This window comes from Micromonospora ureilytica (assembly GCF_015751765.1).
Taxonomy (GTDB): domain Bacteria; phylum Actinomycetota; class Actinomycetes; order Mycobacteriales; family Micromonosporaceae; genus Micromonospora; species Micromonospora ureilytica.
This window is the reverse complement of sequence record NZ_JADOTX010000001.1, coordinates 7,063,834-7,077,133: the sequence shown is the minus strand read 5'-3', so window position 1 is coordinate 7,077,133 and position 13,300 is coordinate 7,063,834. Positions and strand designations below refer to the sequence as shown.

General features: G+C 71.8%; 16 protein-coding genes and 1 riboswitch. Of the genes, 6 read left to right on the top strand and 10 right to left on the bottom strand.

What is annotated here, in order from left to right; genetic code table 11:
- Positions 1-43: 43 nt before the first annotated feature.
- From IW248_RS32660 to IW248_RS32645, 4 genes are all read right to left on the bottom strand, one after another.
- Positions 44-547, bottom strand: coding sequence for a DUF6328 family protein (locus IW248_RS32660; protein WP_196929956.1), 504 nt, complete (start codon positions 545-547; stop codon positions 44-46).
- A 139-nt stretch (positions 548-686) separates the two neighbouring features.
- On the bottom strand, positions 687-1,436 hold the full coding sequence (locus IW248_RS32655) for a sugar isomerase domain-containing protein (protein ID WP_196929955.1): 750 nt from the start codon (positions 1,434-1,436) through the stop codon (positions 687-689).
- A complete protein-coding gene (locus IW248_RS32650) occupies positions 1,433-2,239 on the bottom strand; it encodes an AAC(3) family N-acetyltransferase (protein ID WP_307788347.1) in 807 nt (268 codons plus the stop codon). The genes IW248_RS32655 and IW248_RS32650 overlap by 4 nt, the downstream gene beginning before the upstream one ends.
- A complete protein-coding gene (locus tag IW248_RS32645) occupies positions 2,240-3,070 on the bottom strand; it encodes an alpha/beta fold hydrolase (RefSeq protein WP_196929954.1) in 831 nt (276 codons plus the stop codon).
- A 107-nt stretch (positions 3,071-3,177) separates the two neighbouring features.
- A riboswitch (TPP riboswitch) is annotated at positions 3,178-3,282 on the top strand.
- Between the two features lie 75 nt (positions 3,283-3,357).
- On the opposite strand from IW248_RS32645, the gene IW248_RS32640 reads away from it, so the two are divergent.
- The 3 genes from IW248_RS32640 to IW248_RS32630 all read left to right on the top strand — a co-directional run bounded on the left by IW248_RS32640 (position 3,358) and on the right by IW248_RS32630 (position 6,310).
- Complete coding sequence (locus tag IW248_RS32640) at positions 3,358-3,945, top strand: ECF transporter S component (RefSeq protein ID WP_196929953.1); 588 nt, start codon at positions 3,358-3,360, stop codon at positions 3,943-3,945.
- Positions 3,946-4,082: 137 nt separating this feature from the next.
- Positions 4,083-5,513 carry an ABC transporter ATP-binding protein gene (locus tag IW248_RS32635; RefSeq protein ID WP_196929952.1) on the top strand — a complete coding sequence of 477 codons (1,431 nt, stop codon included), beginning with the start codon at positions 4,083-4,085 and terminating at the stop codon, positions 5,511-5,513.
- Positions 5,510-6,310 (top strand): energy-coupling factor transporter transmembrane component T family protein, encoded by an 801-nt coding sequence (locus IW248_RS32630; RefSeq protein WP_196929951.1) that lies wholly within the window; start codon positions 5,510-5,512, stop codon positions 6,308-6,310. The genes IW248_RS32635 and IW248_RS32630 overlap by 4 nt, the downstream gene beginning before the upstream one ends.
- Before the next feature lie 175 nt (positions 6,311-6,485).
- Here IW248_RS32630 and IW248_RS32625 read toward each other — a convergent pair whose 3' ends face one another.
- Positions 6,486-6,884: a hypothetical protein gene (locus IW248_RS32625; RefSeq protein ID WP_196929950.1), complete on the bottom strand. Its 399-nt coding sequence runs from the start codon at positions 6,882-6,884 to the stop codon at positions 6,486-6,488.
- Positions 6,885-7,174: 290 nt separating this feature from the next.
- On the opposite strand from IW248_RS32625, the gene IW248_RS32620 reads away from it, so the two are divergent.
- Both IW248_RS32620 and gnd read left to right on the top strand, forming a co-directional pair.
- Complete coding sequence (locus tag IW248_RS32620) at positions 7,175-7,471, top strand: thiamine-binding protein (protein WP_196929949.1); 297 nt, start codon at positions 7,175-7,177, stop codon at positions 7,469-7,471.
- Between the two features lie 189 nt (positions 7,472-7,660).
- On the top strand, positions 7,661-9,103 hold the full coding sequence (gene gnd / locus IW248_RS32615) for an NADP-dependent phosphogluconate dehydrogenase (protein ID WP_196929948.1): 1,443 nt from the start codon (positions 7,661-7,663) through the stop codon (positions 9,101-9,103).
- Between the two features lie 118 nt (positions 9,104-9,221).
- Here gnd and IW248_RS32610 read toward each other — a convergent pair whose 3' ends face one another.
- From IW248_RS32610 to recO, 5 genes are all read right to left on the bottom strand, one after another.
- Positions 9,222-9,983, bottom strand: coding sequence for a pirin family protein (locus IW248_RS32610; protein ID WP_196929947.1), 762 nt, complete (start codon positions 9,981-9,983; stop codon positions 9,222-9,224).
- Positions 9,980-10,207, bottom strand: coding sequence for a thioredoxin reductase (locus tag IW248_RS32605; RefSeq protein ID WP_231396522.1), 228 nt, complete (start codon positions 10,205-10,207; stop codon positions 9,980-9,982). Before IW248_RS32605 ends, IW248_RS32610 begins: the two co-directional genes overlap by 4 nt.
- Positions 10,208-10,367: 160 nt before the next feature.
- On the bottom strand, positions 10,368-10,553 hold the full coding sequence (locus IW248_RS32600) for a hypothetical protein (RefSeq protein WP_124820420.1): 186 nt from the start codon (positions 10,551-10,553) through the stop codon (positions 10,368-10,370).
- A gap of 71 nt (positions 10,554-10,624) precedes the next feature.
- Positions 10,625-11,437 carry an isoprenyl transferase gene (locus IW248_RS32595; RefSeq protein ID WP_091409745.1) on the bottom strand — a complete coding sequence of 271 codons (813 nt, stop codon included), beginning with the start codon at positions 11,435-11,437 and terminating at the stop codon, positions 10,625-10,627.
- 4 nt (positions 11,438-11,441) lie between these two features.
- Positions 11,442-12,308: a DNA repair protein RecO gene (gene recO, locus IW248_RS32590; RefSeq protein ID WP_196929946.1), complete on the bottom strand. Its 867-nt coding sequence runs from the start codon at positions 12,306-12,308 to the stop codon at positions 11,442-11,444.
- Between the two features lie 102 nt (positions 12,309-12,410).
- Here recO and IW248_RS32585 point away from each other — a divergent pair, with 102 nt between their 5' ends.
- Positions 12,411-13,220, top strand: a complete 810-nt coding sequence (locus IW248_RS32585) for a DUF4097 family beta strand repeat-containing protein (protein ID WP_196929945.1) — start codon at positions 12,411-12,413, stop codon at positions 13,218-13,220.
- Positions 13,221-13,300 lie beyond the last annotated feature (80 nt).

The following is a 13,300-nucleotide window of genomic DNA, read 5'->3' as shown; positions in this document are numbered from 1 at the left end:
CCGGTTGTTACCCAGGGGTAGCGCTGCGTGAAGATCGGCGCGGTCAGCTGCCGTTGGTCGTGTCCGGGTCGTCGTCATCGTCGTCGATGTCGTCCTCACCCCAGTTGCGTCGGGCGAACGGCAGCGCCACCCAGAACGCGAGGAACCAGATGCCGGTCAAAGCGCTGAGCACGAAGGCGATCGGCCGGTCCAGCACGAAGTCGGTGATCAGCAGCACCGCGCTGACCATCGCGATCAGCATGAAGGCGAGGCCGCCGGTGGCCATCCGGTGCGCGAAGCGGACCAGTTCCGGCTTGCGCCCCTGCCGGAACAGCGCCCGGTGGAACGCCACCGGCGAGATGATCAACGCGGTGGCGGCGGCCGCCGCGAGCAACGCCACGATGTAGACGTCGCGTTGGAATTCAGTGGTCTCGGTGAAGCCGTTACTGAACGGCAGGGTGAGCAGGAAGGCGAAGAGGATCTGCACGCCGGTCTGGGCGACCCGCAACTCTTGGAGCAGGTCGGCGAAGTTGCGCTGCCAGCGCTGCTTCTCGGTCTCCTTGGACACGCGCTACCTCCGGTGAGACGCTACTGCCGGCGGTCCCGGCCGCCGGCAGCAACGCCAATGCCCCACCCGGCCGAGCGCGAAACAGGTTCACGACATCTGCCGTTCATCTCGGCGACGCAAGTCGGCCGCCGGCACCGGGTCAGGACCCGCGTCGGATACGGCCCGCGTACCGAGCTTCCAACTCGTTGTTGTGCGCGTCGCCGTCCGGGATGTTCGCCGACAGGTAGACCGGAGGCCGCTCCCCCGCCGCCAGCAACCGCGCCACCACCTCCACGGTCACCTGTTGGGCCAACAGCGCCGCGGTGATCGAGGAGACCGCACCGACCGCGCCGCCACCGGGCAGGGGCAGCGTGGCGTCGCCGTACGGCGCGCCGTTGTCGAGCACCACGTCGGCGATGTCGCTCAGCTTGCGCCCGGACGGGTGCCGGGAGGTCATCCGGCCGGAGTGCTGCGCGGAGGTGATCGCCACCAACCCGTGACCGCGTTCCTTCACCAGCGTGGCGAACTCCACCATCGCGCCGTTGACCCCGGAGTTCGAGGCGAGCACGAAGACGTCGGTGGGGCGCACCGGGGCCAGTTCGTAGAGGCGGTGCGCGACGGCCGGGTCCCGTTCCAGCAGCGGGCCGAGCCGTTCGGCCGGTTCGCCGCCGAGCAGCACCAGGTCGCGTAGCGCGATCCGGTTGGTCGGCACCAGACCGCCCGCCCGGCCGGCGATCTCCATCGCGAGGGCCTCCGAGTGTCCGGTGCCGAACGCGTGCACCACGCCGTCGGCTCGGACGGCCTCGGCGATCAGGTCGGCGGCCCGACCCACCGCCTCCCGCTGACTGGCGGCCACCCGGCCGATCGTCTCGGTCACCACGGCCAGGTAGTCCTCGGCACTCACCGTCATACGTCCTCCGTCGTTCGATTGCGGGCCAGCCAGCGAACCGCGAAGTCGACAGCCGCCCGCTGGCGCATCAACCTGCCGGTCCCGGTGCCCACCGGTCCGGTGCGTACCGCCCCGGTGGCCTCCAGGTCGTCGCCCAACACGGCGAAGTCGTCAGCGTCGAGCCGTACGTCCTGCCACCACGCCCAGTCCCGGCCACCGTCGGCGGTACGCACGGCGGCACCGAGCCGCTCCCGGGGCGCGCCGGGGCAGCGGTATTCGGCCAGGTGCAGCGAGGTGCTCACCGAGTGGTCCACGCCGAGCAGCAACACGTCGGCGTCCAGGTCGTAGAGGCGGGCCAGCGGGGAGCCCTCGCCGAGCATGTCCGCCAAGGTGTGCCCGGCAACCACCTGCTCGGCGGCCGGGCCGAGCGCGGCGAACGACACGTGCGGATGGGAGCTGCGCAGCGCACCGGGCCAGCCGCGGACCGTCTCGGCGAGCGCACCCATGAACCGGCTCGGTGTGACCGCCGGGTCGAAGCCCGGCATCTCCGAGCGGATCAGCGGCCACCAGTCCGCCGGCACCGGCGGCCTGCGCCATTGCGCCGGGTCGCTGTTGTCGGGCGTGTGGGTGGGCACGACGATCGTGCCGTCCGGGCCGAGCGCGTCGCGCAGGGCGAGGACCACCGCGTGCGGGCCGCCGCTGACGAAGCCCAGCGGACGCAGCGCGGCGTGTACCAGCAGTGTCGCGCCGGGGCGTACGCCCAGCACGCGCAGCTGCGCGGCGATCGAGCGACGGCTGCCCGGCCCGCTGGCGTCCACCACCACTCAGGCCGTCCCGCCGACTCGGGCCAGGATCGCCTCGGCGAGCGCGCCCGGCGCCGCGTCCGGGATCCAGTGACTCACCCCGGGCAGCTGCACGAAGCGGTAGTCCCCGGTGACGTTCTGCGCGCACGCCTCGGCGGCGGTCCGGCCGATGGCGACGTCCTTGTCACTCCAGACGTACGTGGTGGGCACCGCGACCGGGCCGACGCCGGCCAGGTCGGCGCGGGACATCGCCCGGTACCAGTTCAGCGCGGCAGTGAGCGCCCCCGGCTCACGCATCGGGTCGGCGTACCGGTTCACCCGGGACGTGTCGCCCACCCCGCCGAGCAGCTTGCGCAGCGCGGTGGCGTGCCACGCCAGCAGTACCTTCTCCGCCTTGTCGGGTTTGCGGAACAGCGCGATGTACGACGAGCGGGCCTTCTGTTGGGCGTCGGTGCTCAGGGCGTGCGCCATGGCCGCGGGATGAGGTACGGACACCGCGGTCAGCGTGTGCACCCGCTCGGGGTGCCGGGCGGCGACCGCCCACGCCACCACCGCGCCCAAGTCGTGGCCGACCAGGTGCACGGCGTCCAGCCCGAGCGCGTCGAGCACCGCCACCACGTCGGTGACGAGCTCGGGGATCCGGTAGTCGGCCACCGCCGTGGGCCGGGCGCCGGGCGAGTAACCACGCTGGTCCAGCGCGTACGTGCGCAGTCCACCCGCGTGCAGCGTCGGCACCACGTCGTCCCACTCGCCGCTGTGCTGGGGGAAACCGTGCAGCAACAGGACGGGTACGCCGTCCGGTGGGCCGCCCACGGTCACCTCGAACGTGAAGCCTCGCGCGTCAACCCGCATGATCGGAAGCGTACCCAGACGGCGGTGCGTCGGTCGCTCCCGCAGGTCAGGCGGATGCCCTGCTGGGCCCGCGACACTGGTCGGTGTTAGCGTCAGCGAGACAACTTCATATCCGACAGGGGAGCGCACAGCGCTGAGAGTGCGGGCACGCCCGCAGACCCTCGAACCTGATCTGGGTAATGCCAGCGCAGGGAGTTCGGTCGACCTCCAGCCGCGCCGCAGTCCGGTGCCACCGGACGCGGCGTGCGTCTTCTCCTGGTTCTCTTCACTTGAACTGGGAGCAAACCATGGACAACACCACCAAACGTTGGCGCACCATCGACATCGTGGTCGCTTCGGTGATCGCGGTCGCCTTCGGCGTCATCTTCTGGGCCTGGGGCCTGGTCTGGAGCGCCACCGAGGGCGCGTTCGCCTTCTTCCCGCCGGCGCAGACGCTGCTCTACGGCGTCTGGCTGATGCCGGCGGTGATCGGTGGGCTGGTCATCCGCAAGCCCGGCGCCGCACTCTACTGCGAGACCGTGGCCGCGGTCCTGTCCGCGCTGCTGGGCAGCCAGTGGGCCGGCACGGTGATCCCGCAGGGCATCGTGCAGGGCATCGGCGCCGAGCTGGCCTTCGCCGCCTTCCGGTACCGGTCGTTCCGGCTGCCGACCGCGGTGTTCGCCGGCGCGCTGACCGGCCTCAGCGCCGCGCTGTTCGACTTCTTCGTCTGGAACGTCGACTACGCGCTGACCGACTACCGCATCCCGTACGCGCTGCTCACCATCGTCAGCGCCACCGTGATCGCCGGCGCCGGCGGTTGGCTGCTCACCCGCGCCCTGGCCAACACCGGCGTCCTGGACCGCTTCCCCGCAGGCCGAAACCGCGCCCTGATCTAACCCCACCCACTCGCGTCGATCATGGGGTTGACGGGCGGATGGATCTTCCTAACCACCGTCAACCTCATGATCGACCGTGCAGGGTGGAGCCGGGGGGCGCGCGGGGGGCGCGCGGTGGGGTGGGAGGGGGTGGGTTGGTGGGCGGGGTTTTGCTGCGGGGGTTCGGGTGGCGGCACGCTGGGCGGCGCGCCTGGGCCGTTCGGGGGGTCGACCTGCGGGTTGAGGCTGGGGAGCGGGTTTTGCTTCTTGGGCCCTCCGGGGCCGGCAAGAGCACACTGCTCAGCGCGTTGGCCGGGCTGCTCCCCGAGGACTCCGGCGAGCAGGAGGGCACCGTCGAGATCGACGGGCTCGACCCGCGCAAGGGGCGGGAACGGGTCGGCATCGTCTTCCAGGACCCGGAAACCCAACTGGTGATGGCGCGCTGCGGCGACGACGTCGCGTTCGGGCTGGAGAACCGGGGAGTGCCGGCCGACGAGATCTGGCCCCGGGTGGACGAGGCGCTGCACCGGGTCGGCTTCCCGTACCCCCGGGACCGCCACACCGCGGCGCTCTCCGGCGGCGAACAGCAACGCCTCGCCCTGGCCGGCGCGCTGGCCCTGCGTCCCGCCCTGCTGCTGCTCGACGAGCCGACCGCCAACCTCGACCCGGCCGGGGCCGACCTGGTCCGGCACGCGGTGGCCGGCGCGTTGGACGCCGACACCACACTGATCCTTGTCGAACACCGGGTCGCCGAGGCGCTGCCGCTGGTCGACCGGGTCGTCGTACTGGAACCGGGTGGCGGCGTCCGCGCGGACGGCACGCCTGAGGCGGTCTTCGCCGCCCACGGTGCCGCCCTGGCCGCCGAGGGGGTCTGGGTGCCCGGTCACCCCATCGCGCCCCGAGCGGCCACCGCCGGCCCCGGGGAGCTGTTACTCACCGCCGACCGGCTCGGCCTGCCGCCCCGGCTGGGCTCTACCGATCTCGCGGTACGCGCTGGTGAGGCACTCGCCGTACGCGGACCGAACGGCGCCGGCAAGTCCACCCTGGCGTTGCTGCTCGGCGGTCTGCTCCGGCCGGGCAGCGGTCGGGTCACCGCGTCCGCCGAGTTGGCCGGCGCGGACCACCGCACTCCCCCGCACCGCTGGCGGGCGCCCGCGCTGGCCCGACGGATCGGGTCGGTCTTCCAGGATCCGGAGCACCAGTTCGTCACCAGCACGGTCTTCGACGAGCTGGCGCTCGGCCCGCGCCGCACCGGTCAACCCGAGACGGTCGTCAAGGAGACGGTGGCCGGCCTGTTGGACCGGCTGCGGTTGGCCCGGCTCGCCGCTGCCAACCCGTACACCCTCTCCGGTGGTGAGGCGCGGCGGCTGAGCGTGGCGACGGCCCTGGCCACCGCGCCACGCCTGCTGATCTGCGACGAACCCACCTTCGGCCAGGACCGGCGGACCTGGCAGGAGCTGGTCGACCTCTTCGCTGACCTGCGCGACGCCGGGCACGGCGTGGTCGCTGTCACCCACGACGCGGACTTCGTCGCCGCACTCGCCGACCGCACCGTCACTCTGCGACGCGCCACGGACGACCACCGATGATCAGCATCGAGCCGGTCGCCGCGCCGGACGCGCCGTTGGCCCGCCGCAACCCGGTGGCGAAGGTCGCCGCCGCACTGGTCTTCTCGTTCACCCTGTTGGCGACCCTGGACCCGGTGGCCCCGGCGATCGCCATCGCCCTCGAACTGGCAGTCCTGCCGCTCTTCGGCATCCGCTACCGGGTGCTGGCCCGACGGGCCTGGCCACTAATGCTCAGCGCCGCCGGCATCCTGGTCACCCTGGTGCTGTTCGCCGCCGACCGGTCCGGCCGGGTCCTGCTGGACGCCGGGCCGGTGTTGGTGAGCACCGGCGTGCTGATGACCGCGCTCGGCCTGGTGCTGCGGGTGTTCGCGGTGGCGCTGCCCGGTGTGATCGTCTTCGCGACCACCGACCCCACCGACCTGGCCGACGCGTTGATCCAGAACGCGAAGGCCCCGGCCCGGTTCGCCATCGGGGCGCTGGCCGCGTTCCGGTTGGTGCCGCTCCTCGGCCAGGAGTGGCAGATGATCAGCATGGCTCGCCGCGCCCGGGGCGTCGACGCGGGACGCAACCCGGTGGCGAAGCTGCGGCTGTTCACCTCCACCGCGTTCGCGCTGCTGGTGGGGGCGATCCGTCGAGGCACCCGGCTGGCCGTGGCGATGGACGCGCGGGGCTTTGACGCCGGCACACCCCGTACCGTCGCCCGGCGGCAGCACTTCACCCGCGCCGACGCCCTCCTCATCGCCGGGGCGTTCGTGCTGGCCGGAGCCGCCCTGACCACGAGCATCCTCCTAGGCGTCTTCCGCCCCCTGATCAGCTGACCCCGCCCACCCCCGTTGGCCCCCCGCTGGGCACCCCGCTGGACCAAGCGCCCCCGCCCCCGCCCGCCTACGCCGATCTTGCGACTTCTGTCGTTGGTTCATCCAGATATGCCGTTTATGCGAGGACAGAAAGTGCAAGATCGCGGGGCGCAGCGGGGCGGGGTGGGCGGCTCGATCAGCTGCGGCGGAAGGCGTAGCGGCGGGCCTGGCCGGCCTGCTGGCTGCGGCCGCCACCGGAGCGGTTGCCGCCACCCTGCGGTGGCCCGGCCGTCGGTGCCTTCGGTCGGCCGGTCGGCTTCGGTAGATCTCCCATCGTCGGCGCGTCGACAACCGCCGGCACGTCGACCGCTACCGGCACGTCGACCGGCGGGGCCACCTCGTCCAGGACAGTCGTCGGCAGCGCCGGCTCGGCCAGCGCCGCCGGCAGGACCGGCTCCACCAGCAGCGCCGGTTCGACCGTGAGGTCCAGGTCGGGGCGGGTGGGTGGGAACGGGCCGTGGCCGGCCGCCGGGTCGACGCCGAGCGGCGTCGCTCTCGGGGTACGGGTCTTTCTCGGGTTACGCCTGGCAGGCATCCGGGCCTCCTTCAATGCCGACCGGCACGGCCGGTCCCGCGCTGCGGCGGTCGGTCGGATCGGCTGGTGACCGCCGTTGCGCGACGATCGAGTGGGGAAGGGACTGCTCACCGGGGCCAGGCAGGGCCAGCGCCGCCGAACGGCGGGGAGGGGATGCGGGACGCCCGGGAGCGCACGGACCGCGACGCGGGATGGCGGGCCGGCTCGGAAGTGGGGCGTCAGTTACGCATGTTCGTACCGTAGCCACCGCCCGACCGACGCGCATCCGTTTTTCCTGGCACGATCGGCACATGCTGATCGCGTTCTCGATCACCCCGCTCGGCGGTGACGACTCTGTGGGTGACCTGGTCGCCGAGGCGGTGCGGGTGGTCCGTGCGTCCGGCCTGCCCAACCGGACCGATGCCATGTTCACCACCGTGGAGGGCGAGTGGGACGAGGTGATGGCGGTGGTGAAGCGGGCGGTCGACGTGGTCGCCGCGCAGGCGCCCCGGGTGAGTGTGGTGCTCAAGGCCGACGTCCGGCCCGGGGTCACCGACGCGCTCACCGGGAAGATCGCCCGAATCGAGGCCCGTCTCGCCGAAGGCTGACGCGCCCAGCGCGGGATGACGACATGTTTCCCCGCGCGGGGCTCACCGGCCACTGTCGAGAGCCCGAACCGCCATCGGCAAGGTCCACATCACATGCAGTAACGGGACGACGATCACTGGTCCGTATCGGCTCACATCACGGTAAGTTTCCAAACGCTGATAGTGGTGGAACGAGAGGTGGCGGCACGAATGGCTGATCAGGCGAGGGCACAAATCGGTGTGACCGGGCTGGCGGTGATGGGTCGAAATGTGGCCCGCAACCTGGCCCGCAACGGCTTCACGGTGGCAGTGCACAACCGCTCGCCGGAGCGCACCCGCAGCCTGGTCGCCGAGCACGGCGACGAGGGCACGTTCGTGCCGGGCGAGACGATGGCCGATTTCGTGGCGTCACTGGAACGACCCCGCGCGGTCATCGTGATGGTGAAGGCCGGCGCGCCCACCGACGCGGTGATCGACGAGTTGGTGCCGCTGCTCGACGAGGGCGACATCATCGTCGACTGTGGTAACGCCCACTTCGCCGACACCCGCCGCCGCGAGGAGGCGCTGCGGGCACAGGGGCTGCACTTCAGCGGCACCGGCGTCTCCGGCGGCGAGGAGGGCGCGCTGCGTGGGCCGAGCATCATGCCGGGCGGCTCCGCCGAGTCGTACGCGAAGCTCGGGCCGATGTTCGAGAAGATCGCCGCCCAGGTGGACGGCGTGCCGTGCTGCATGCACGTCGGGCCGGACGGCGCCGGGCACTTCGTCAAGATGGTGCACAACGGCATCGAGTACGCCGACATGCAGCTCATCGCCGAGGCGTACGACCTGCTCCGGGCCGGCCTGGACGCGACGCCGGCCGAGATCGCGGAGATCTTCCGCGAGTGGAACAACGGCGAGCTGGAGTCGTTCCTCATCGAGATCACCGCCGACGTGCTCGCGCACACCGACGCGGCGACCGGCCGGTCCTTCGTGGACGTCGTGCAGGACCGGGCCGAGCAGAAGGGCACCGGTCGGTGGACAGTGCAGAGCGCCCTGGACCTGGGCATCCCGATCACCGGGATCGCCGAGGCGACCTTCGCCCGCTCGCTCTCCGGCCACGTCGACCAGCGTGAGGCGGCCCGCCGGGCATTCCCCGACGCGGGTGAGAAGTGGCAGGTCACCGACCGGGAGACCTTCGTCGAGGACGTCCGCCGGGCACTGCTCGCTTCCAAGATCGTCGCGTACGCGCAGGGCTTCGACCACATCCGCGCGGGCAGCCAGGAATACAACTGGGACATCGACCTCGGCGGCACCGCGACGATCTGGCGGGGCGGCTGCATCATCCGGGCCCGCTTCCTCAACCGCATCCGCGAGGCGTACGACGAGCAGCCCGACCTGCCGACGCTGCTGGTGGCGCCGTACTTCGCCGAGGCGGTCAGCGCTGGCGTGCCGAGCTGGCGGCGGGTGGTGGCCGACGCGACCCGGGCCGGTGTGCCGACGCCCGCGTTCTCGTCGTCGCTGGCGTACTTCGACGCGTTGCGGGCGGAGCGGCTGCCTGCCGCGCTGATCCAGGGTCTGCGGGACAACTTCGGCGCGCACACCTACCAGCGGGTGGACCGCGAAGGCTCGTTCCACACCACCTGGGCCGCCGACCGCACCGAGTCCCCGGCGTAGCCGGCGCGGCACCCCGTGCCGCGCCGCCGTGATCGTGCTCGATCCTGGATGTGGTGGTCTCCCCCGGTGGGGAGGCCACCGCATCCGTGTTCGGGGGCAGTTCCCGCACGGGTGCCGGTCAGGCGACCGTGGCGTGCATCTCCCAGACGAGGATCTCGGCGGGTTCGTCGGCGGTGACCCGCCGGCCACCTGTCAAGGTGAGTCGGGCGGCGTCGCCACTGCCGAGCGGGCCGCTGCCCTCCAGGTTCACAGTGCCGTTGGGCACGTAGAGGTGCACGTAGGGCGCGTCGGGGATGGTGACCTCGTCGCCGGGGGCGAGACGGGCGGCGTGCAGGGTCGCGTACCGGTTGCGGATCCGGATCGCGGACGCGCCGTCGTAGCGGTCCATCCCGGAGGCGATCGGCACCAGGCCCCCGCGGAGCAGCTCGTCCTCGATCTCCAGCTGCTCGTAGCCGGGGTCGACGCCCTGCTCGTCGGGGAGCACCCACATCTGCACGAAGTGCACCGGGTCGCTGTGCGGTTCCTGGTTGTCGAGTCGCCAGGCGTCGTTCTTCTCCGAGTGCAGGATGCCGGTGCCGGCGCTCATCCGCTGGGCCAGACCCGGGTAGATCACCCCGGAGTGCCCGGTGGAGTCCTGGTGCACCAGGGAACCGCGCAGCACCCAGGTCACGATCTCCATGTCCTGGTGCGGGTGGGTCTCGAAGCCGGCCCCCGGTGTGACCACGTCGTCGTTGTTGACCAGCAGCAGGCCGTGGTGGGTGTTGGCCGGGTCGTAGTGCCGGGAGAACGAGAAGGAGTGCTTGGAGTCCAGCCAGGAGATCCGGGTGGCGAAGCGATCATCGGCACGACGGATGTCGACTGCGGGTGCGGGCGCGGTCACCAGGCACGCTGCCCGGCGTCCGGGGTCGACGGCGCCCAGGTCAGGGCCGGTTCCCCGGTGGCCAGTTCGGAGATCTCACCGGTCCGCAGCTGCGGTGTGTGGCCGAACTCGGCGCAGTGCTGCTCGGCGATCTCGGCACAGATCTCGGCCACCTGCTCGCACATCGGGTCGCCCAGGTCGGCGGCGTTCAACGCCATGATCATCTTGAATCGGAGATCCCGCATTTCCACCCCAACCGCCGTCGTCCCACCACCTCCGGACCCTACCCGCCCCCTTTCCGCAGGACCCCGAAACGACAGCACCCACCCCACCTCGGCACCGAGGGGGACGCGACGGCGCCGCCCGCATGGGGGTGCGGGCGGCGCCGGGGACAGGTGGGGTCGGTCAGAAGAAGCGGCGGCGCTTGGCCTTCTGCGGACGCATCAGGTCCGCGCCCTTGGTCAGCAACCGGGTTGCCCCGGAGGGACCACGCCGGGCCTCCAGGGTGTGGCTGAGCCGGCGGGCGCCGGCTGCGGCCAGCGGCACCGCGACCGCCATCACCGCCCACTGGGCAATGCGCTTCTGGATCATGTGGGTTCACCTCCGTCAGTGGCTTCTGACGTCTCTGATACCCAGAGTGACGTGGGGGTAAGCGCGTCGGCTCAGATAACCGGGGCGACCGGGTTGGGTAGCGCGCCGCCGAAGCGTCGGTCCCGTTGTGCGTACAGCTCGCACGCGTACCAGAGGTGGCGCCGGTCGAAGTCGGGCCAGAGCGTGTCCAGGAAGACCAACTCGGCGTACGCGGTCTGCCAGAGCAGGAAGTTGGAGATCCGTTCCTCCCCGGAGGGGCGCAGGAACAGGTCCACCTCCGGGATCTCCGGGTGGTAGAGGTACTTCGCCACGGTCTTCTCGGTGACCTTCGCCGGGTCCAGTCGGCCGGCCGCCACGTCCCGCGCGATCGCGGCGGCGGCGTCACCGATCTCGGCCTGCCCGCCGTAGTTGACGCAGAACTGCAGGGTCAACGTCGAGTTGTCCCGGGACATCTCCTCGGCGGTCTGCAACTCGGAGATGACGCTCTTCCACAGCCGACCGGGCCGACCCGACCACACCACCCGTACGCCGAGGTCGACCAGCTGGTCACGGCGGCGACGGATCACGTCCCGGTTGAACCCCATCAGGAACCGGACCTCGTCGGGCGAGCGCCGCCAGTTCTCGGTGGAGAAGGCGTACGCCGACAGGTACGGGATGCCCATCTCGATGGCGCCCTCGATGGTGTCGAAGAGGCTGTGCTCCCCGGCCTCGTGCCCCTTGGTGCGGGGCAGCCCGCGGTCCTTGGCCCAGCGGCCGTTGCCGTCCATCACCACCGCCACGTGCTTCGGCACGGCCTCGGTGGGCAGCGCCGGCGGTCGGGCCCCGGACGGGTGTGGCACCGGCGGCGTCGGCTCGCGCCGGCCGGCCTTCTTCGATCGGATCACTCGGTCACTCCCTGTTCGCGCCGTCCGCCCCGGCCTCGACGTCGCCACGTGGCCGGAGCACCACGGCCCCGGTGCCTTGCGGCGGCGGGGCCGCGCCGGCCGCCGAGGGACCCCGGTCGACCAGCGGCAGCGAGCGTAGCGCGCGCTCCAGGTGCCACTGCAGGTGAGCCGCGACCAGCCCACTGCACTCCCGACGTACGGCGGTGTCGGTGGCGTCGGCGATCACCCAGTCGCCGGTGGCCAGCGCGGACATCAGATCGATGGTGGCCGGCGCGGGGTGAGCCGCCCCGGGTGGCCGACAATCCGGGCAGACCGCGCCGCCGGCCGGTACGGAGAACGCCCGGTGCCGCCCGGGCGTGCCGCAGACCGCGCAGGCGACCAGCGCCGGTGCCCAGCCGGCCAGGGACATCCCACGCAGCAGGTACGCGTCGAGCACCAGGGTGGTGGCGTGCTCGCCCCGGGACAGCGCCTTCAGCGCGCCGATGGTGAGCTGGAACAGCCGCAGCGACGGCTCCCGCTCCACCGGGGTCAGCCGCTCGGCGGTCTCGGCGATCGCGCTGGCCGCCGTGTAGCGCGGATAGTCGCCCAGGAACCGTTTGCCGTACAGGTCGATGCCCTCGACCTGGCTGACGGTGTGCAGCGAGCTGCCGTGGTTGCCCTTCGGGTCACCGGCGAGCTGGAGGTCGACGTGGCCGAACGGCTCCAGCCGGGCGCCGAACTTGCTGGTGGTGCGGCGGATCCCTCGCGCCACGGCGCGCAGCCGGCCGTGCCGGCGGGTGAGCAGGGTGATGATCCGGTCGGACTCGCCGAGCTTCTGCACACGCAGCACCACCGCGTCGTCGCGGTAGAGCTGTCGGCGATACCCGGCCATCGGACCATTCTCCCTCGGGGTGTGAAATCAGGGTTGGTTCGGGGTGCAAGCGCGGTTGAACCCCGATGCGGCCGGTTCGTTCTCGGCCGTAGCGTGCTGGTCATGGCACTGCACCTGACCACCACCCCGCGCCGCCGTCGCGTCGTCGCTCCCGTCGCGCTAGGGCTCACCACCACCCTCATCGTGCTCGCCGGGTGCGACAACCTGTCGTTCCGTCGGCTCGACTACGACAACACCGAGGCGGTCCGGATCACCACGGTCCGGGTCTCCGGGGGCTCCGGCGACGTGGTGGTCCGTGGCACCGGCTCGGCGTCCGAGGTGCGGATCAAGCGGGTGGTGCGCTACCAGGGCGGCGAACCGGACAACACCCGCTACGAGATCAAGGGCAGCGAGCTGGTGCTGGACACCGACTGTGGCTCGCGGTGCAGCGTCTCCTACGAGGTGACGGTGCCGGAGGGTGTGGCGGTGCAGGGCGAGACCAGCTCCGGCGACGTCGAGCTGAGCCGGGTCGGCACGGTGGAGCTACAGGTGAGTTCGGGCGACGTGCGGATCTCTGGTGCGTCGGGCGCGGTCGGGGTGGAGGCTCGCTCCGGCAACATCGAGGTGAGCGAGGCCGCCGCGGCGGTACGGCTGCGCGCCTCGTCCGGAGACATCTCCGCACGCCGGCTGGGTGGCACTGTCGACGCCGAGGCCAGCTCGGGCAATGTCAACGTGGAGCTGGACAAGCCCGCCTCGGCCCGGGTCCACGCCTCCAGCGGCGACGTCACGCTTGTGGTGCCGGCGGGCAGCTACCGGGTCCGGTCCAACGCCGACTCCGGCGACAAGACCGTCACCGTCACCGACAACCCGGCGGCGTCGCTGGTGCTCGACGGTTCGGCCGACAGCGGCAACCTCACGATCAGCGAGCGTTGATCTCGACGCTCGCTGATCATCCACCGCTGCCCGACCGAGGGCGATCGTGCCGCCGGTCGGGCAGCGGTGGATGAGGTGGA